Raw genomic sequence first — 19,352 nt, forward strand, 5'->3', positions numbered from 1 at the left:
TTACCTCCGTCTATTTTTAGGGTGATGATAAATTCCCTAAGACGAGGCATAGTGTATGTGTTATATGAATGCCCGTCTTAGTTTATAGACGGCCTACAGGTTGATCGTTTTCGAATGAAGTGTTGTAGTACATATGCATATTCCTCCTTCTTATTTTATAATGATATTATAACTTAATTTTCTGATTTTTTAAGGTGTTATGCAATATATTGTTATGAAATCACATGTTAGTAACTATCCTGACCCAATTTGTTTAGATGAGGGGGATTTCGTTTCTATTGGTGAAAAGTATAAGGGACCAGAAAACTGGGATGGCTGGGTGTATTGTTCAGAAGAGAAATATAAAAGAAAAGGTTGGGTACCAGAACAAATTATAAGTAAACGTACTGATGGAAGTGGAGCTATTATAAAGAGATATACTGCAAAAGAATTAAATGTGAGTAGTGGAGAAATACTTATTGGATTAGAAGAATTAAATGGATGGCTCTGGTGTGAAAAGATAGATGGTGAAGTTGGATGGGTGCCGAAAGAAAACTTGAGGCGAAATTAGGACACATATCTTTTGTTCATGAGGATATTAGTTGTAGATTAAAAAAAAATAGATTGCTAGAGAAAACGATAGTTTATATATTTTTGAATAGTATAAGATGAGAAATGAAATTTTGTATATCGTGAATAATAAACCGTCACGTTTGACTGTACAGTTTATGTGTTGTATGATGTTAGTACTATAAACAAGGGGGGAAGATCGTTGGGAAGGTGTATCGAATCGGACAGTTGGCTCTCATGGCTCACGTGTCGAAACGAACGATTGATTATTATACGAATCTAGGTATCTTAAAAGCGGAGCGATCTCAATCTAATTATCGCTATTACGACGAAACAGCATTTGAAACATTACAATTTATTGAGAAGTGCAAAGAAATGCATATGCCGCTTTGTGAGATTAAAGAGAAAATCGAGGAGAAGAAGAAGCTGCTCGGTATCAATGAACACGTTTCGAAACAAGTGAATGAAGTGACAGACCATATTCATAGATTAGAAGCAGAGCTAACGGAGTTAAAGCCTCTTTTAGATGAATTGACTGATTCACAACGTGAAAAAATATCGAAATCTTTATCAGGTCAAACGACAGCTTTAATACAGACACTTGCTCTATTATTATAGAAAAAGTGAAATCCGACCTCTTTAATTTTTGTATCGGGCTATGTTTTCTAACGAATAAATAAGAAAACATTATAGTATACAGGAGGTGGACACCTTAGTTTTTTAACTAAGGGTATTCATTGGAAATATTTAATTTAGTCATGGTTGCGATTTTAATCGCATTTACTGGATTTTTCGTAGCAGCAGAGTTTGCGATTGTAAAAGTACGTTCAAGTCGCATTGATCAGCTTGTTGCGGAAGGAAAACGCGGTGCATTAGCAGCGAAAAAGGTAACAACAAATTTAGACGAATATTTATCTGCTTGTCAATTAGGTATTACAGTTACAGCGATGGGACTTGGTTGGTTAGGTGAACCGACGATAGAAAAATTATTACACCCGTTATTTGAGAAATTGAATTTAAATCCTTCTATTTCACAAGTATTAACGTTTGGTCTTGCATTTATGACGATGACGTACTTGCACGTTGTAGTCGGGGAATTAGCTCCGAAAACGATGGCAATTCAAAAAGCTGAAAAAGTGACATTGTTATTTGCGGGTCCGTTAATGATGTTCTATAAAGTTATGTATCCATTTATTTGGGTATTGAATAGTTCTGCTCGCGTTGTAACTGGCTTATTCGGTTTGAAACCAGCTTCTGAACATGAAGTAGCTCATACAGAAGAAGAGTTACGTCTTATTCTTTCAGAGAGTTATGAAAGTGGAGAAATTAATCAAGCTGAATACAAGTATGTAAATAATATCTTTGAATTTGATAATCGCATTGCGAAAGAGATAATGGTACCACGTACAGAAATCGTTGGTTTCTATCTTGAAGATTCAGTAGAAGAACACATGAAAGTAATCCAAAATGAACGATACACACGTTATCCGATTTTTGGAGAAGATAAAGATGATATTATCGGTATGGTCAATGTAAAAGATTTCTTTATTCGATATATGAACAACGATAAAGAAGATTTATCATCGATTCGCACGTATATGCGTCCGATTATTGAAGTTATGGAAACAACTCCAATTCATGATTTATTACTGCAAATGCAGAAGAAGCGAATTCCAATGGCTGTTTTATATGATGAGTACGGAGGGACAGCTGGAATTGTAACGCTTGAAGATATATTGGAGGAAATCGTCGGCGAAATTCGTGATGAATATGATGAAGATGAAGCACCACCAATTCAGCATGTGAACGAGTACCATAAAATTGTTGATGGAAAAGTGCTCATCACAGAAGTGAAAGATTTGTTTGGATTACACATTGAAGAAGACGATGTGGATACAATCGGTGGATGGATTATGATGCAAAATCATGAAATTGAAGAAGGACAATACGTTGAAGCAGAAGGCTATGAATTTAAAGTGTTAGAAAAAGATGCTTATCAAATTAAACGTGTTGAAATTCGGAAAATGGACCATCAACAAGAGAAAGCAGTAACTGTGTAAGTTGCTGCTTTTCTTCTGACACATCATAAAATGTGAAATTAGGAGCGGATATTTTGATTCAAGTAGCCTTACGTGTATATCGATTACAATTGTATACGATCTTTAGTGGTTTACTACTAATGTGGGCGGTTACTCCGTTTGGAAAACAAGTGACAGGGTTTGGTATCGGTTTAGCGGTAAGTGCATATTGTCTTTGGTTATTAGCTCGCAGAGTGGAGAAAATAGGAAGAAGTATTGTGCTGAAAGAAAAGGCTCCTGGATTAGGAGTTTTAAACCGATTTGCAGCCGCGATATTAGGGGCTATCATTATGTATGAAATTGAGCATGAAATGGAAATGTGGGCATTTGGTACAGGGATTTTAGGTGGGCACTTTTTAATGATTGCGAATTTAGCCTATGCGAATATGCAGCTAGTGAAAGAAGAAGAGAAGCAAAAGAAGAATGCTTCACAAAAAATAGAGTTATAATGAAAGGAACCTTATCGGGTTCCTTTTTTGAGTTTGATAATAAATTGCACAATAGTTAATATAATATGTACGATTCAATGGTGCAATCGAATTAACGATAAATATAATACGCTCCTTTTTTAGGTTTTTCAATAGTATGGAAAATAATAAAAAAAAATTTAAAAACCCATCGATTTCTAAAGCTTATGTATGTTATCATGACAAAAGAATTTGTGAAAGAGGTGGATACCAATGTTACAAGCGTTACTTATTTTTGTGCTTCAAATTATTTACGTTCCAATTTTAACAATCCGTACGATTTTGCTTGTAAAGAATCAAACAAGATCCGCTGCTGGTGTAGGATTGTTAGAAGGAGCCATTTACATTGTCAGTTTAGGTATTGTGTTTCAAGATTTATCAAATTGGATGAATATTGTTGCCTATGTCATCGGCTTTAGTACGGGACTTTTATTAGGCGGTTATATAGAGAATAAATTAGCAATTGGATATATTACGTATCAAGTTAGTTTACTAGACCGTTGTAATGAATTAGTAGATGAATTACGCCACTCTGGATTTGGCGTTACAGTATTTGAAGGCGAAGGAATTAATTCAATACGTTATCGCTTAGATATCGTTGCAAAGCGTTCTAGAGAGAAAGAACTGTTAGAAATTATTAATGAAATTGCGCCGAAAGCGTTTATGTCATCTTATGAAATCCGCTCATTTAAAGGTGGATATTTAACGAAAGCGATGAAGAAGAGAGCGTTAATGAAGAAGAAAAATCATCATGCATCGTAAATAAAAGGGAGCAGCTGAAAAGCTGCTCCTTTTTATTTTATATAAACTAGCGGTCATTCAATAATTTAATTGGGGGTAGTGTCAGGACTTTGCGCTTTTACAACTGTATATCTAACCTGTTTAAAGTTTACCATTAACATAAAAGTAAAACTTTCCGCTTTGTTGTTTCCAGCCATTTAAGTGGTACAAAACTTTGTTCAATAAGGAATCAGACTTTTTCCCGCACGAAGGATTTGCAGAATGGGAACGCATTCAAGGCTGCTGGATACAGATTGCAGAAGGCATACCTTCTGCAGGTAGTGGACCTCTTCGTTTAGCGATAATGGATATTGAGGCTGAACGGACAAGGATAGTCAGGGAATTAAATGTAGCAAAATTCGAGATGCATTCTCGTAAAGAAGTACCTGTAAAATGCGGAACATTTAGTGATCCGTGGGGGAATCGACTAGGATTTTTTGAATACTTAGATAAAAAAGAACAAAATGAACGGATTAAGGCGATTTTCAAATTAACCTAATTAGGCTGCTGAATAAAACAATAAATTCGATTATAGTCTAGAGTTTAGGAAGATAGTTAAAGTTATAATAAAAATTTCATTTTAGCAGAAAGTGAGAAGGTGATAAGCGTTTTACTATTATAGGCTTATTTGCAGGTCGTGAGAATAGTACCTACACGACCTACAATACCCTATAAGCGTTCTTTTTTCTAATTACTTTAAAAATTTTAATGGTTTTTCAAGTTAATATATTAAAATTTCATGTTCTGGTTCTAAATGTATTAGTATGTGAGCACGATTAAATTGTTTCTTAATATTTTGCTCTATCCGATCACATAACTCATGTGCTGTTTCAATGTTATAGTGAGATGAAACGACAAGATGAAAATCTATGTATTCAGTTGGACCTGAACGCCTTGAACGAAAATCATGAAACTCAATATATTCATCTTTATAATATTCTATAATTTTTATGATTTTTTGTTCTTCTTCTGGTAATAAACGTGCATCAATTAATGGGGGAAAGGACTCTTTCATTAATTTGAAGGCCTCAGTCATAATATAAACAGCTAAAATAATTCCAATGATTGGGTCTAGAAAACTCCATTCAGTTAGACTAACTAGAAATAAGCTAATTGCAACACCTAAGGAAGTGTAAACATCAGTGAGTAAATGTAGTGCATTAGATTTCATTGCAATAGAATTTGTTTTTTCAGCAGTTTTGTTAACAATACGTGATACTACAAAATTGATGAGTGCTCCAATCAACATAACAACTATTCCTAAAAATGGGAGCCGAATTGGTTCGGGGTGTATCAATTTAAGGACACATTCATAAATAATCCAAAAACCAGCTATAAAAATTAGTAATGTTTCGATTGTTCCAGAAATATTTTCTACTTTTCCATGTCCATAGGGATGTAATTTATCCGCCGGTTTATTTGAAATTCGGACAGAAAAGAAAGCGATGATTGAAGCTAATAAATCTAAAGAGGAATGAATGGCTTCGGAAAGAATAGCTACTGAACCAGTAAATATACCAATAACAACTTTTAAAATAACAACAAAAGAGTTACTTAATACTGACAAAAAAGCTACTTTTGATGAATTCATTGTTACATATTCCTCCTACCTTTTATTAATTATTTTTTATGTTATCAGTTCAAAATACAGTGGGTCTATAGCAATCTTTTTGCGAAAGACAATAAAAATTGAAGCGGTTTCAATATGTTTCCCTTGGGCATATTTAATTGTTAATGAAAAAATTGAAATATAAGTTAGTAGAATGAATTAAAGACAGGCAATAAGAGGAGCCTAGTGCTTTTGATAAGTCATCTTCGGTGCAAAACTAAAAGCTAACGCTCCAATCACGGCAAAAGGCGTTTCTAAAGAACGAGCTGTAAGGGAAATCTGCACTCAAAATAACATTTCTATGGGTAACATAATGGTCTTTGAAGACGATTGGAATGATTTTAGCTGCTGTGGGACCTGCGTGAGGGACTGCACTTAATCAAATAGCTGAAGAAAAGGCGAAAGTAAAATAAAAAAGGAAGTAAGGGGTGTATTATACTATCTCTTACTTTCTTTTATTTTAAATTTCGATGTAACGAATTGTTTAACTGTAGGGGAATTTCTAATAGTTTAAATATATCTTTATACTGTTGGGAAAGTTTGATTGTTCATGCCTCTAAGCGCTAACCATTGCGAATAAAGATGTCATGTATCAGTTATACTATGTAATATTTCTTCATTACAAAATATGGTGGTAAGTATGACTAAGCAAACAATTACTTTATTTCAAGTTTCTATGATACTCATTGGTAGTATCGGGATAATCAATCATGTCATTATGATTCCTATGTTATTAGATAGCTCGGGTAGAGACTCGTGGATTTCAATCCTATTAGTAAGCGTTTTATACTTGATTTGGATTTCATTAATATTCATCATTTATAAAAACATAAAAAATGAACATTTGTTTTTGTGGTTAAAAATTAATTTTGGGAAATTCATTATATATCCAATAATATTCATAGTTGTACTTTATTTGATAACAATTGGTGTCGTTGCACTAAAAGAAACATTAACCTTTTTCTCTTTTTATTTACCAGAAACACCTCGGTTTGTATTAGGAATACTTTTTTCAATGATTTGTTTCTACAATGCTGAAAGAGGAATTCAATCTATTGCACTTACAACAGGTGTTTTGTTACCTATTGTATTTCTACTTGGTTTTTTTGTAATGTTTGCAAATATTCCGCATAAAGATTATTCTTTACTTCAGCCAATGATGGAAAATGGAATGAAGCCAGTATTTAGGGGGATGGTTTATCCTGCAGCAGGATTTCTAGAGTTAATTTTTATTCTTTTTTTACAACACCACATTTGTTCAAAAGTCAAATTATATCAACTGATTGCTTTGGGTATTGTTATTATTGGTATCACAATAGGCCCAGTTATGGCAGCTATTATAGAATTTGGTCCTTTCGTAGCAGCAAACCAACGATATCCAGCATTTGAAGAATGGAGACTTGTGTCAATAGGAAGGTATATTGAAAATTTAGACTTTCTCTCCGTGTATCAGTGGCTTGTAGGGATCTTTATTCGTCTGTCACTTGTTGTTTTTCTTATTCCAGATTTGTTATCAATTACAAAGCGGAAAACGAGAAATGGGGTTATGTTTGCAATACTTTCATGTATTTTATTAATAAGTATACTACCCATCAGTGACTCTAGTTTCTATTGGTTTGTATCTCAAATTGTTTTACCAGTTTCAGCATTAGGGCTATTTTTGTTTTCTATCTTACTAATAGTGTTTGTATGGGTTGTTACATATAAGAAAAGCTCTTGAAAGAGTATGAGAATGTATTTTATATAAGGTTGCTGAGTTTGAAGGAGACAACGTAGATGAACAAACGAGTAGAATTAAACGAGAAGATAATACTAGAGTGGTTTGAAGGATGCAACGATGTAAAAGTAATAAAGCGTGAATTGGATGAGAAAGAAAAAACGAGGTCAGTATTGTTTATGTATTGTCAAAACTTAATTGACAATACAAAATTAAAACAAGCCACATCATCTCAAGTTTGCAAAGAGCTTTTAAGTAATTCGATAGAAGAATTTAACCTTTCAACATTAATTCCCCAGTTATCAGTAAAGAAATTAGATATAGTAAATTCGAATGAAACTATCTCTCAGATTATATTTGAAGGTAACCTCCTCATTATTTTTGAAGAATCTAAACAAGGATATATAGTTGATATTGCCCAAATACCTACAAGATCCGTTGAACAAACAAATACAGAGATGACCATTCGTGGTGGACGTGATGGATTTGTTGAAGAGTTAAACACAAATATAGGATTAATTAGAAAAAGACTAAAAACGAGTTCTCTTAGTCATGAAGAATTTATTATTGGAGAAAGAACACAAACTAAAGTAGCACTTTTGTATTTAAAAGATATCGCATCCCAAGATATAATCAATCAAGTTCGATTAAAATTAAGACAAATTAAAATAGACGGGGTTGTTTCAAGTGCACAAATTGAAGAATTAATCACAAATAATCAATTTAGTGTTTTTCCTTTAGTTGAATATACAGGGCGACCCGATTATGCTGTGAATTGTTTGTTATATGGGCGTTTTGTTTTACTAGTTGAAGGGTCACCAACAGTCACTATTGCACCAGTTACATTTCCTTTTTTTGTGAATACATCTGAAGATCAAGATTCTTTCTATATAATCGGTAGCTTTGTACGACTTGTAAGTCTTTTGGGGATAGCAATATCTATATTTCTTCCAGGAATTTGGATAGCGCTAATTACATATCATCCGGATCAGATTCCCTATACATTGTTAGCTACATTAAGTTTATCAAGAGAAGGGATTCCTTTTCCTGCTCCTTTAGAAGGGCTAATTATGATGACCTTATTTGAAATTTTGAGGCAAGCGGGATTGCGTGTTCCTGCCGTATTTGGTCAAACACTATCTGTTGTAGGGGGATTAATTATTGGACAAGCTGCTATTAGTGCTGGAATTGTTTCAGCATCAATGGTCATAATAATAGCAATCTCGGTTGTTTCGACATTTGCTTTAACTAACCAGTCAGTAACAGGAATAATAAGTATATTGCGATATGTAGTATTCTTGATATCTTCTTTATTAGGTATAGTAGGATTTATCTTTTGTGTCCTTGTGATTGTGATACATGTAGTAAATTTACGTTCTTTTGGAGTTCCTTTCTTTACACCATATTCTCCCCCTGTGTTTAAAAGTATGCTAGCAGCCACATTTAGAATTCCTTTCACATATATGAATAGAAGACCTAAAGAATTACATACTCAAGATAATACAAGGAAAAGAGAGAGTACCGATGAAAAAAAATAAAAGAATTATTTTATTTCTTTTTATGTTGTGTACGTTTTTAACAGGGTGTTGGGATCAAAGAGAGTTGCATCACGTCTTGTATATAAATAGTCTAGGCATCGATTTTAAAGATAATAATTATATCATCCGTCCACAATTTATTAATTTTTCTAACATAGCTAAACAAGAAGGGAGCACTACCCGTAATTATTGCCCGGCTTATATTGGAAAGGGAAAAGGACTCATTTTAGATGAGGCAACATTTGATTTTTATAAGAGTGCTCAACAAGAGATCTCATGGGAACATATCAAAACGATTGTTGTAACAGAGAGGTTTCTAAAACATGGTGATTTTAATCAATTTAATGATTTTTTCTCTCGTTTTTTTCAGTTTCGAGATACTATGTGGATATTTGGAACTAAGGAGCCTTTAGAAAATATATTAGCGAGCAATAATATTTTAAATATTTCTCAATTATATACAATTATTAATTTGCCACAAGAAATAACCAAGCAATATTCAATTATAGACCCTTTACCTTTATATAAATTCCAAAGAAATTATTATGAACCTGGGATGACAACTCGAATTCCTTTCTTAGCTACGACTAAAACAAATTGGAAAAAAGGGCATACATCATTTCCGATGTTAAAATTTAATGGTTATGGTTTTATAAGTGATAAATCCTATATAAGTCATTTAAATAGCCACGATATTGCTGGAGTTCGATGGACGGATGAAAATACCAAACGAGCTCCATTGCTATTAAAATTTAATAAAAAAATAATTGGACAAATAATATTAAAAAACCCAAAGATAGATACGAATTTTTTCACAAAAAAAGGAAAGTTACACATACTTATGAACATCCATTTCGATGCTGATATTTATCAATTAATAAATTCTATGCCTGTAAATAATTTAAAAAAAATTGCAGAGGACCAAGTTGAAAAAGAAATTAAAACAACGTACCGAAAAGGAATCGAAAAAGGGATTGACACGTATCAGTTATCACAAACATTATATCGTCAGAATTTTAATTTGTGGAAAAAATATAAAGAAAAGGGGAGAATATCCCTTCAAAATAAAGAAATAGATTTTAATGTCTCGATTAATATAGCTACAAATGGAAAATCTAAAAATATGCGTAATATCATCGAGCATTAGAATGATTGAATATGAAAGAAAACGTAAAATATCGACTCTAAATAGGAGATTCGAAAGGACACATGTATTAGAACTCCTATATAAATTTAGGCTAACGCAGTAGAAACCGGCTCTGTAATCGGAGTCGGTTTTATTTGTTACGTATTTAAATTGGACTAAGTGGGGTAATAGGAGCAGGAGAGACAACCACATCTCTACATTCACGATTTCTAACGCAACACAATTTAAAGAAAACTCGGTGATTACTTATACAACACAACTTATAGAAGGGGAGCTGTGAATATAGTAGAACGATTTTCCTTTTAAAGATAATCATTAATCGATCATATAATGTCTCCTAAGACTCCTACCAATATCTGAACATCCTAAATCCACATTCTCCTGAATTCTTTCAACACCGTTTTATCTTCTTCTTGCAATTCTAAACCACCTAAAAATTACGTATGATGATTATAAGTACCTATATTTTTATAAAAATTACAGTTTTTTGGGGGGATGAAAGATGTGGCAAAATGAACAAGGATATTACGGTGGTTATCCATATTATCAACGTAATTGTTCCAACCCAGCTTGTTTGAATCCCTATTGTCAATGTGGAGGAAATTGTAGGTGTGACCAGAATCATCAATGTCATGAGGGATGGGGAGGCAACCTTGTTTATACGAAACAGAAAGTTAGTTTAAGTAATTCTATGCGTTTAGTTTGGGAACAACATGTATATTGGACTAGGATGACAATCATTAGCATAGTTTTTGGTTTACCAGATATAGACGTTGTTACCGCTCGTCTTCTTCGCAATGCTGTAGATATGGGGGATTTGCTAAAACCTTATTATGGAAATGAAATAGCGACAATGTACGGCAATTTAATAAGGGAACACCTGGTAATTGCTGCGGAACTTGTCAAAGCCGCAAAAGCTGGCAATCAAGAGGCTGCAACGGCCACCGAGAGAAAGTGGTACGTAAATGGAGCAGAAGTTTCCCAATTTCTAAATAGAATAAATCCTTTTATTTCAAGAGAGGGATTCCAAAAAATGTTTTTCGAGCATCTGGCACTTACTAAAATGGAGGCAGTACTTATGCTCCAAGGCGATTTCAAATCCAGTATAACTGTATTTGACAAAATTGAAGCAGAAGCTTTACAAATGGCGGACACAATAACGATTGCAATTATAAAGCAATTCCCGAAAATGTTTTAAATATATATTTAAAGGGGCAGAAAGGACCTCGAGAACCCAAAATATTGCCCGAAATACCAAGTGGGAGGGAAATGTAATTGGAACATGAAATGAACCATATGAACACTGTAGGTATATCGTGGCTCTTTGCCGTTATTATCTTATTTATTTGTGCACTGCTCATTTGTCATATTATTTTTACACTCTGGAAGCAACGAAATCGTTTATACAAACTCGATGAACAATATAATATAATCGTTCATTCACTTCCGATGTCCTTAGGAATGATTTCTACAATGACAGTTTGTGTAGTTGTTGGGGCCATTATGAGTCACCATCTAAGTACGGCCTATGTTTTAGGACTCCTGATTGGTGTTTTTATTAGTGGTATTATCAGTTTTTCATTTCAAGATTGGATCCCCATATTAAATGGGATTGTAGCAGGAGCCATGGGAGGATTAATGGGTGTAATGATTGGTATCATGATCCCTCAAACTGGATTGTATATCGTTGTAATACTATTAATGATATTGTTTACAACCACGTGGGTTACCATGAATCAACGAATTCGCAGTCAACCTGTAGAGTAGAATCGGCTCCCTTGTTTTTAGGTGTCGTCACTGCTATCACTCTCTTGTTAATCGCTACATGGACTACGAAACGACCTAATATAGACAGCCAGCATAAATGAACAAGCGGATCTTTATAAAGTGAGAGGTAAAAAACACGTCTAATTAACTTTTAATCGTATTTCTCAATAACAACCCTACACCCGCGTGATACAATGATATTGGATGGGAGTCCAATACATATTATTAAAATTAAGATGGTTCAAGTCGGAGGAAGGCACCTTAGGTGTCTTTTCTTTATTTTCAAAAGGACCTGCTCAATTCATGCGTAAAAACATAAAGTAAATTGAATCCGTTAAAACACATGAGCGACCCCTTGTTTTGTCCTCTTATCAAAAGGAGGAACTATTATGGGCTTTGGTGGTAGTTGCGGCTGCGGCTTTTCGGGAGGATTTGCTTTATTAGTTGTATTATTTATTTTACTAATCATAGTTGGAGCTGCTTGCTTCTGCTAAAAAACTATCGGAAAAGACACTCTTATATGGGTGTCTTTTCTTTTTAAAGGGGTCCCGCCACATCACCATCAAGCTAAGCTTATACAAAGTCAATTTTAGGCTAGATTGTTTCTTTTTTCTAAAGGGTAAATTTAGTTGATTGAAAGATTTGCATACGAAATAAACCCTAACGGGTTTCACTTTTTTGAATTAAGCGGCTTGATTATCAGACATGGTACAATTGTAAACGACACCTAATATATCAAAGACCGTTTTTTCTCATATCGATGAGATTTCCGCCCGTTTTGCTGTATGAGATTGAACAGGCGTAGTAACACCTTTGATAGCTCTTGTGTGTTTTTTTGTATAGTTTGGAATAGAAGAAGAAAATAGTCTTTAATCATATATATGGCTTTATACTCACTAAGCTCTCGTTTTTTCTTCATGAGGAGCAATTGGCGCATTTGAAACATGATAGAAGAACAGAGTAGAATGGCAATCAATTGACCATATAAATGACACTCCAATCGTTCTCGTTTTATCTTTTTACAATGATGAATTTGAAAGAATGACTTCCACGTTTTAAATAAAATTTCAATTTGCCAACGCAAAGAATATCAGTCATGTACCTGTCCCATCGGGACAATATCTGTAGGGATGTTTGTCATATATACATTGATACCACTGAGTCGTTTACTACGAGGAGAATACTTCATTCCTTTCTTTTTTTCTCTTATAGCTTGATCTTGTAATCGTTTTTGTTGCTGTTGTTTTGTTAATCGATGAACAATTACACGAGCTGGCACTTTATCAATCATTCCCACATAAGCATCAGCTATTTCACATGTTTGTCCTGGTTGAAGGGAGTTCATTAATTTCTCCATATCTATCTGTATATACTCTGTACCTTTCTTAATTCTTCCATCTTGAAAATAATCAGGGTTAGGATTTTTTTGATAAATACGTGTATTCGACTTAATACGAGAGATATAGTAGGCCTCTTTATCTTGTATATATTGAAGGTCTTTTAAATGAAAATAACCTAAATCTCGGATACATAAATCATTCGCTGTCACAGTTGGGACACACACAGAGCTGTAAGTGTGATCATGTTGTTTACCTGGACCTGTATGAATATGTAGGAACTGTCCACTTAACAAATCATACTCAAGTTGAATTTTCATCCCAGCTGTATGGCTGCATCCTCCTGCACCTGGATAAACCGATGAAAATACATCCGGGAGTTGAAATGCAGTTGAATCTAAAATACGAATACGCTTGAAAACAGAAGTGTATGGAGAAGAAATCGGAATAGATGCGGCCAATTTTTTGCTTAGTAGTTCGGCTAGTAGGTGTTGTAAAAGTTGGACGGCCGCCTTATTAAATCGTTGATTCAGTCCCTCAGGACTGATAAGTACTTCTGTTGATGCTTCTAAACAGCTAGATAACTGAGTTAAAGAAGTCATAGCTACATTTTGGTTCACCCATACACATAAAGCTACTAAATCTTTTGCTTGATACTTACTGGTTCGTTGTACAAAACCAACACCTCTAGCAAGATCTCGTAAGGTATTTGGAGATAAAAAACTTTGAATTTCTTGAGAAAATAGTTGTAATTCTTCAGACACAGAAACAGACATAAAAACGCCATCCTTTCCTATGATTCTACAGAAAGAATAGCGTATTTTTTCATTTTAAGGACATTTAGTTTTGCTATCGAGCTTACAAAACTAAACTGTGCGTCTTCGTATTTTTTGATATATTTATGTGAATTTTCCGAAAGGATTTTTACATTTTATGTTAAACTAAAATTAGGAAGTTGTAAAAGTTTACACTTAAACGAAGCAGATTAGTTTAATAAAAAATTAGAAATTGTGGAAAGGATGTTATTGTTGGAAGTAAGACAGATGGCTACGGCATTCTTAATTCATCAAGACAAAATATTAATGATGAAGAAAGAAAAGAGTAAAATCTTTAATTTTGAATTTTTGGGTGGTATTGGAGGTCATATGGAAGCTAATGAACTCAATTCTCCAATGGAAGCAAGTTACAGAGAAATTAAAGAAGAAACAGGATATAAAAAAGAAGAAATTAAAAACTTTAGGCTGAAATACATTCTGCTTGAGAAAAATAGTGGTGAATTGCGTCAGCAATATGTCTACTTTGGAGAAACAGATCATAGTAACTTTATTCCTTCTGACGAAGGGGAATTATTTTGGATTTCTAAGAATGAATTATTGGATTTACATACCTCAAAAATTATCAATTTAACTCTTGAACACTATTTGAATAATAAAAATAACATTGATGATATCTTGGTTGGAGCAATGATGACTGACAATGAGTTTGAATCTGTAATTCAATGGTCAACCATCAAAGAGACGGTTGGTTTTTAGATTTAAACTAACCGATGAATAGTAACTGTTTCTTATTCAACTAACCTGTTTTACATTAAGGGTGAAAATTGTAAAAATAGGATTCCTCATTAATCTTTATTTTAAATAATTGAACTTTGTTTTAACTTATCAATTGACCTTTAAGGGGGAGCACGCCATGAACATCAAGCTAAAATTTTATAGTATCCCCAAAACGAAAATGTCATCCTTTCATAGTTGTCCATAGAAATTTAATTCATTTTTTTCATTTTGGGGAAGAAGGTATTTCTTAACTTGATAGCGAAGTGACGCTCCCCCTATTAGTGGTACTGACGTCACTTCGCGGATTTTATACGTTAAGTCATTTATTGTAAATTAAGACAACCAAAAACGTTCGTTTTCGGTGGAAATCTTCCTTAGAGTAAGAATTTGTAATTGTAGCTGTATTTGCATAAAGTTGACTACATAATTGAGTGAGGGAATTACTTGCTACATGTTGACTGATCCAAATACATAAAGCAGCCAAATCTCGAGCGCCATACTTACTTTTTCGTTTTACAAAACCTGTCTCTTGTGCAAGTTGTTGAAGAATATGTGGAGATAGATATCGCTGTAGTTCTTCAGCAAACAAATGAAATTCATCTTGAATCGATAAATTCATCTTAGGTTGATAGTAATGTATGGTGGCCCCTAATAATAAATTACTAACCACGTCTTCTCATTAATTTTTTTACAATAAAATAGAACATAGCAAGAGCCACTGCAGTAATAGCAAAATATTTAATATAGGGTCCTGCTATTTCATTTATATTCTCCCACTTTTCACCCAGCTTCCAGCCTAAATATACAAATAATGCCGACCAAGGAATAATTGCAAGTGTAGTAAGCGTAATAAATCTAACATGTGACATTTTAGCAATACCTGCAGGTATTGAAATAGCATGGCGCACAAAAGGAATGAAACGTGCTGTAAATATTACACCAGTTCCATAGCGGTTGAACCATGCTTCTGCATGATCAATATGCTTTTTTTGAATGAAAATATATTTTCCATAACGCTCAAGTACTGGTCTACCTCCATAACGACCAATCCAGTATATAAATAGTTGCGCTATAACTCCACCAATTGTACCAAATACAACAGCACCGAAAAACGATATACTTCCCGATGATACTAAATATCCAGCATAAGCTAGCACAATTTCACTTGGGATTATTTCAATCATTAGTCCAAGCATAACTCCCCAATAACCAAGCCCTTCCAAAAAAACTAAAATTGAATGGATTAAATTACCTAACATCTTTACACCTACCATATACAAAATTTTTAAACATACTAAAAAATAAAGAGATACCTTATTCCAGGTACCTCTTTATTTTACATAATATACAAATTATTAATAGTAAAATATGATAAAGATTTCTTTGTTATGTACTGGTCTTCCTTTCCATAACACCCATTATCGGTAGTAAAACAAAAAACTCCTTCCTTCTAGGGTTAGTACCAATGTCCATCAAGCTAATACTTTGAAGCCTCCAAAAAACGTAAAATTTTATTATTTTACAGTTATTTATGAGAATTTAACTTATTTTTTCATTTTCGGGTATTTGCTTTTCTTAGCTTGATGGGCATGTAGCGAGACCCCTAATTAACTTTTTGTTGCTCCTGTATCAATTCTCTATCTTCTTTATTCTGTTCCCACAACAAAAAACAAATAAAAATAGTATTAATTACACCTATTAATCCGTAACTCCATAAAGGTGCTTTAATAGTTTCATACCAAATTGAATTTATAAAATAAATCCCGATCGTTATTAATAAAGAGTTAACAATAAAAGTGAAAATAATTTTATTTTTTATAAAAAAATTATCCAATTTACCAACAGAAATAATTAAAGCGGAAGTACTAGCCATAGTTAACGACATAATAGCAATTGAACGCAAACTTTGTTTATCCTGAAACACGTTTGGAGAAGAAACAATTTCAGTAACCAAATTAGCAATATAATAAAATCCAGTTAAATAAATTGAAACAACTAAAAATGAAATAGGAACCCATTTACAAAATAAAAAAATTGGTTTTGTATAAACCTTTTGTCTTGCTTCCCTTATAGATTCTCCAATAGGCATAATAATCATAATTAGAGCAATCAAATATAAATCGTATACAGGTAACTCTCCTTTAAAAATATCAATTAGAAAACTAAAAGCATCTTTTATATTATTTATCATTAAAACGCCCCAACCTTTCACTATGTATTAATCGTATCATCCATATTATACCAAGAAATGAACCTTAACGGGGATACTGCCCATCACCATCAAGTTAAAAAACTAATTATCCCCCAAAACGCAAAAAACGAGCTGAATTCACATAAATAACTGTATAGAGATAAAAATTTCGTTATGGGGGTACTTTAAAATCTTAGCTTGATGGGCATGGGGTCCGGCCACATGCCTATCAAGTTGAGGGGAATAAATATTCCTAAAACAAAAAAATGAGCCGACTTCTCAAAATAACTAACTGTGAAGAAAAATTTTTTCATTTAGAGGCTACTTTAAAATCTTTGCTTGATAGCGATGTGATTCTACCCCGATTGTAATTTTTTTTAGATGTTTCTTATCTTTTCATAGGGATATATTTTCTTTAGAGATAAGTTTTTTCTTATTTAAACTATGAAGTGAAAGAAAGCCAATCAATCCACATACCCCGAAAATAACCCATGGTACGAACGTTTTCTGTAAGTTCGATGTAAACCATGTCCCTGTATAATTACCAATAATAAAACCAAATGCGAGTGAAAGTTGATAAAATCCAAAATACGTAGCTGTGTATGATTCGTTACTATAATTCGCAATAGCGATGTCAGCGTTAGGTAATACGAGTGTTTCTCCAATTGTAAATAAAATTACACAAATAAAGAGCCAATATGGGTGCTGGAATAAAGGAATGAGTGAAAAGGAAATTCCCATTAATAAAACACCGTATTTAATAATAGAGAGTGTATTGTATTTATGAAAAATCTTTCGGAATAATATCATAAATATGACGCCTGTTATTGCATTTATCGTAATAACTAAAGTAGCGAGTTGGTTACTATGACTAATGTTTTTCATATGAAGTGGAAGTGCGACAGTAAGCTGAGTAAACATAATGTAGAAGAAAATCATAATAAGTGAAAATAAAAGAAAATTTTTATTTTGTAAGATGGCTTGTATTCCTAATGTAATAGACGTGTTTTTAGTAGAAACTTGGAAGTGGTTTTTAAGAAAATAAAAAATAAGAGCAAATAATAGCATGAGAAATCCGGCTAGTGCGAAAGCATATATCGGATCTAATAGGAGTAAGAAACCACCTGCAATTGGTCCGATTATCGCACCGCAATTAAAACTAAGATTTAAGTATGTAAATAAACTTTTTCTCATATGAGTTGCTTGTGAACCGAATATGGCGCGAGCTGCAGGTTCGTAAAATGCAGTCCCAAATCCAATGAGAGCGGAAGAAATAGAAATTGTATAGAAATCTGAGCACATTCCTAAGAAAATAAATCCGATTCCTCTTAAAAATAATCCGGCTATCATCATAAAGATATAGCCTATTTTGTCAGCGATTAATCCTGAGAATAAAGGGATAACTCTAGATGTAATTGTCATAATCGTTAAAACTGTTCCGACTTGTACAGCTGAAAAGTGTAGAAAATTTAATAGATAAATAGTTAAAAATGCATATACCGCAAAATACCCAAAAGCCATAAAAAATGAAGAAATGAGCATAAAACGAATCGGCATTGAGAAATTTTTCATAGAACTCCTCCTAAGTATGTAACCATTAAAATTAATTACTGGTTAACGATTTTATATTATAATTATACATAAAGTCAGAAAAAAGTAAATTTTGGAAAGATGGTGAATATCTTTGAGCCAAAATCAAGAGGCACCTGATCAACTTGAGATAATGAGGGAGTTTTTAAATACATGGAGAATACCAAATGATACAAGAAATTCTATAGATCAGTTTCAGACGATAGATGATGTTATAACATTTAGGGAGAAATATTGGAAAGAAGAGCTTTCGTTTCATACCATAGACGAGTTAAAGCAATTTAGAGAGGATATTCGTCGTGCTGTTGAAGAGCAGGTAATGTTGCAAAAGTGGTTTGAGAAGTATCCATTCCGAGTATGTGTGGCAGAAAATATGGAGGATATCGCATATGAACCGATAGGAGAAAATAATTTGTATACGAAGATGTTACAAATTATTTTGAAGGCTATTAATCAAAAACAATGGAGGCGATTAAAAGCGTGTCCAGATTGCCGTTGGGTCTTTTACGACCATTCCCGTAATGGAAGTAAAAGATGGTGTGGCATGTATGCTGGAGGGGAAGAAGGCAGAGCTTGTGGTACAATCGCAAAAGTGAAAAATTATCGAGCTAAAAGAAAAGGAAGATCAGGTTATAACGGTTAATTCGTATAGGAGAAGAAAAAAGAGAGGGGGAATGTAAAAGTGGTGGAACAAACAAAAATGTTAGAGCTAAATAAAAAGTGCTGGGACGTAGTAGCACCTCATTTTTTTCAAGTAGATTGTTTACCTAAATATGGACCGTATACGGCATCAGAGGACGAAATCCATTTATTTGATTCAATTGAGAATAAAACTGTTCTCGATATTGGATGTGGTAGTGGGCATTCTTTGCGATACATGGCGGAGCATGACGCTAATGATCGAACGGCTATTTTAGATATAAAACCATACATTGCTGCTTTTGATGCAGGGGAAAATGTACGTGTTCCAGATTGGATGAATAAATTAATGCAAGATTATTTTTAGTGGTAATACAAAAGGCTTTGCAA

At 33.4% G+C, this 19,352-nt stretch carries 19 protein-coding genes and 4 pseudogenes; 17 read left to right on the plus strand and 6 right to left on the minus strand.

Annotated elements, in window-relative coordinates:
- Positions 1 to 199: 199 nt before the first annotated feature.
- The 6 genes from U860_RS0115445 to U860_RS0115470 all read left to right on the plus strand — a co-directional run bounded on the left by U860_RS0115445 (position 200) and on the right by U860_RS0115470 (position 4,373).
- Positions 200 to 550 (plus strand): SH3 domain-containing protein, encoded by a 351-nt coding sequence (locus tag U860_RS0115445; RefSeq protein ID WP_025149264.1) that lies wholly within the window; start codon positions 200 to 202, stop codon positions 548 to 550.
- A 209-nt stretch (positions 551 to 759) separates the two neighbouring features.
- On the plus strand, positions 760 to 1,167 hold the full coding sequence (locus U860_RS0115450; RefSeq protein WP_025149265.1) for a MerR family transcriptional regulator: 408 nt from the start codon (positions 760 to 762) through the stop codon (positions 1,165 to 1,167).
- A gap of 119 nt (positions 1,168 to 1,286) precedes the next feature.
- Complete coding sequence (locus tag U860_RS0115455) at positions 1,287 to 2,609, plus strand: hemolysin family protein (RefSeq protein WP_025149266.1); 1,323 nt, start codon at positions 1,287 to 1,289, stop codon at positions 2,607 to 2,609.
- Between the two features lie 53 nt (positions 2,610 to 2,662).
- Complete coding sequence (locus U860_RS0115460; RefSeq protein ID WP_002172713.1) at positions 2,663 to 3,076, plus strand: ATP synthase subunit I; 414 nt, start codon at positions 2,663 to 2,665, stop codon at positions 3,074 to 3,076.
- 231 nt (positions 3,077 to 3,307) lie between these two features.
- Positions 3,308 to 3,856 (plus strand): DUF2179 domain-containing protein, encoded by a 549-nt coding sequence (locus U860_RS0115465; protein WP_025149267.1) that lies wholly within the window; start codon positions 3,308 to 3,310, stop codon positions 3,854 to 3,856.
- Positions 3,857 to 4,049: 193 nt separating this feature from the next.
- A complete protein-coding gene (locus tag U860_RS0115470) occupies positions 4,050 to 4,373 on the plus strand; it encodes a VOC family protein (RefSeq protein WP_240184476.1) in 324 nt (107 codons plus the stop codon).
- Positions 4,374 to 4,595: 222 nt separating this feature from the next.
- Here the strand turns inward: U860_RS0115470 and U860_RS0115475 are convergent, their stop codons facing one another.
- Positions 4,596 to 5,465 carry a cation diffusion facilitator family transporter gene (locus U860_RS0115475; protein ID WP_025149268.1) on the minus strand — a complete coding sequence of 290 codons (870 nt, stop codon included), beginning with the start codon at positions 5,463 to 5,465 and terminating at the stop codon, positions 4,596 to 4,598.
- A gap of 253 nt (positions 5,466 to 5,718) precedes the next feature.
- Here U860_RS0115475 and U860_RS36450 point away from each other — a divergent pair, with 253 nt between their 5' ends.
- The 7 genes from U860_RS36450 to U860_RS33435 all read left to right on the plus strand — a co-directional run bounded on the left by U860_RS36450 (position 5,719) and on the right by U860_RS33435 (position 12,146).
- Positions 5,719 to 5,862, plus strand: a complete 144-nt coding sequence (locus U860_RS36450; RefSeq protein ID WP_275887053.1) for an HAD hydrolase family protein — start codon at positions 5,719 to 5,721, stop codon at positions 5,860 to 5,862.
- Between the two features lie 261 nt (positions 5,863 to 6,123).
- Positions 6,124 to 7,203 carry an endospore germination permease gene (locus U860_RS0115480; protein WP_025149269.1) on the plus strand — a complete coding sequence of 360 codons (1,080 nt, stop codon included), beginning with the start codon at positions 6,124 to 6,126 and terminating at the stop codon, positions 7,201 to 7,203.
- Between the two features lie 56 nt (positions 7,204 to 7,259).
- Positions 7,260 to 8,738, plus strand: coding sequence for a spore germination protein (locus U860_RS0115485; protein ID WP_025149270.1), 1,479 nt, complete (start codon positions 7,260 to 7,262; stop codon positions 8,736 to 8,738).
- Complete coding sequence (locus U860_RS0115490; RefSeq protein WP_025149271.1) at positions 8,725 to 9,885, plus strand: Ger(x)C family spore germination protein; 1,161 nt, start codon at positions 8,725 to 8,727, stop codon at positions 9,883 to 9,885. Before U860_RS0115485 ends, U860_RS0115490 begins: the two co-directional genes overlap by 14 nt.
- A 691-nt stretch (positions 9,886 to 10,576) precedes the next feature.
- A complete protein-coding gene (locus U860_RS0115495) occupies positions 10,577 to 11,083 on the plus strand; it encodes an acetylglutamate kinase (protein ID WP_205206321.1) in 507 nt (168 codons plus the stop codon).
- Between the two features lie 77 nt (positions 11,084 to 11,160).
- Positions 11,161 to 11,652 (plus strand): hypothetical protein, encoded by a 492-nt coding sequence (locus U860_RS0115500; RefSeq protein WP_025149272.1) that lies wholly within the window; start codon positions 11,161 to 11,163, stop codon positions 11,650 to 11,652.
- A 389-nt stretch (positions 11,653 to 12,041) separates the two neighbouring features.
- Positions 12,042 to 12,146 (plus strand): YjcZ family sporulation protein, encoded by a 105-nt coding sequence (locus tag U860_RS33435; RefSeq protein ID WP_081806744.1) that lies wholly within the window; start codon positions 12,042 to 12,044, stop codon positions 12,144 to 12,146.
- A gap of 189 nt (positions 12,147 to 12,335) precedes the next feature.
- Here U860_RS33435 and U860_RS31570 read toward each other — a convergent pair.
- Positions 12,336 to 13,765: pseudogene (locus U860_RS31570) on the minus strand (IS4 family transposase).
- Between the two features lie 267 nt (positions 13,766 to 14,032).
- Here U860_RS31570 and U860_RS0115515 point away from each other — a divergent pair.
- Positions 14,033 to 14,521 (plus strand): NUDIX domain-containing protein, encoded by a 489-nt coding sequence (locus U860_RS0115515; protein ID WP_025149273.1) that lies wholly within the window; start codon positions 14,033 to 14,035, stop codon positions 14,519 to 14,521.
- 412 nt (positions 14,522 to 14,933) lie between these two features.
- On the opposite strand, the pseudogene U860_RS0115520 reads toward U860_RS0115515, so the two are convergent.
- The 4 genes and pseudogenes from U860_RS0115520 to U860_RS0115535 form a co-directional block, all read right to left on the minus strand.
- A pseudogene (locus U860_RS0115520) lies at positions 14,934 to 15,161 on the minus strand (IS4 family transposase); the annotation flags it as partial.
- Positions 15,162 to 15,204: 43 nt separating this feature from the next.
- Positions 15,205 to 15,801, minus strand: a complete 597-nt coding sequence (locus U860_RS0115525) for a DedA family protein (RefSeq protein ID WP_025149275.1) — start codon at positions 15,799 to 15,801, stop codon at positions 15,205 to 15,207.
- 344 nt (positions 15,802 to 16,145) lie between these two features.
- A complete protein-coding gene (locus U860_RS0115530; RefSeq protein WP_029952998.1) occupies positions 16,146 to 16,733 on the minus strand; it encodes a hypothetical protein in 588 nt (195 codons plus the stop codon).
- A 396-nt stretch (positions 16,734 to 17,129) separates the two neighbouring features.
- Positions 17,130 to 18,305, minus strand: a complete 1,176-nt coding sequence (locus U860_RS0115535) for an MFS transporter (RefSeq protein WP_029952999.1) — start codon at positions 18,303 to 18,305, stop codon at positions 17,130 to 17,132.
- A 112-nt stretch (positions 18,306 to 18,417) separates the two neighbouring features.
- Here U860_RS0115535 and U860_RS0115540 point away from each other — a divergent pair, with 112 nt between their 5' ends.
- The 3 genes and pseudogenes from U860_RS0115540 to U860_RS35175 all read left to right on the plus strand — a co-directional run.
- Complete coding sequence (locus tag U860_RS0115540) at positions 18,418 to 18,966, plus strand: CGNR zinc finger domain-containing protein (RefSeq protein ID WP_115610321.1); 549 nt, start codon at positions 18,418 to 18,420, stop codon at positions 18,964 to 18,966.
- A 42-nt stretch (positions 18,967 to 19,008) separates the two neighbouring features.
- Positions 19,009 to 19,212 (plus strand): annotated as a pseudogene (locus U860_RS35170) (class I SAM-dependent methyltransferase); the annotation flags it as partial.
- Positions 19,213 to 19,329, plus strand: a pseudogene (locus U860_RS35175) (tRNA (N6-threonylcarbamoyladenosine(37)-N6)-methyltransferase TrmO); the annotation flags it as partial.
- Positions 19,330 to 19,352 lie beyond the last annotated feature (23 nt).

This window comes from Bacillus sp. H1a (genome assembly GCF_000633475.1).
Lineage (GTDB): Bacteria > Bacillota > Bacilli > Bacillales > Bacillaceae_G > Bacillus_A > Bacillus_A paramycoides.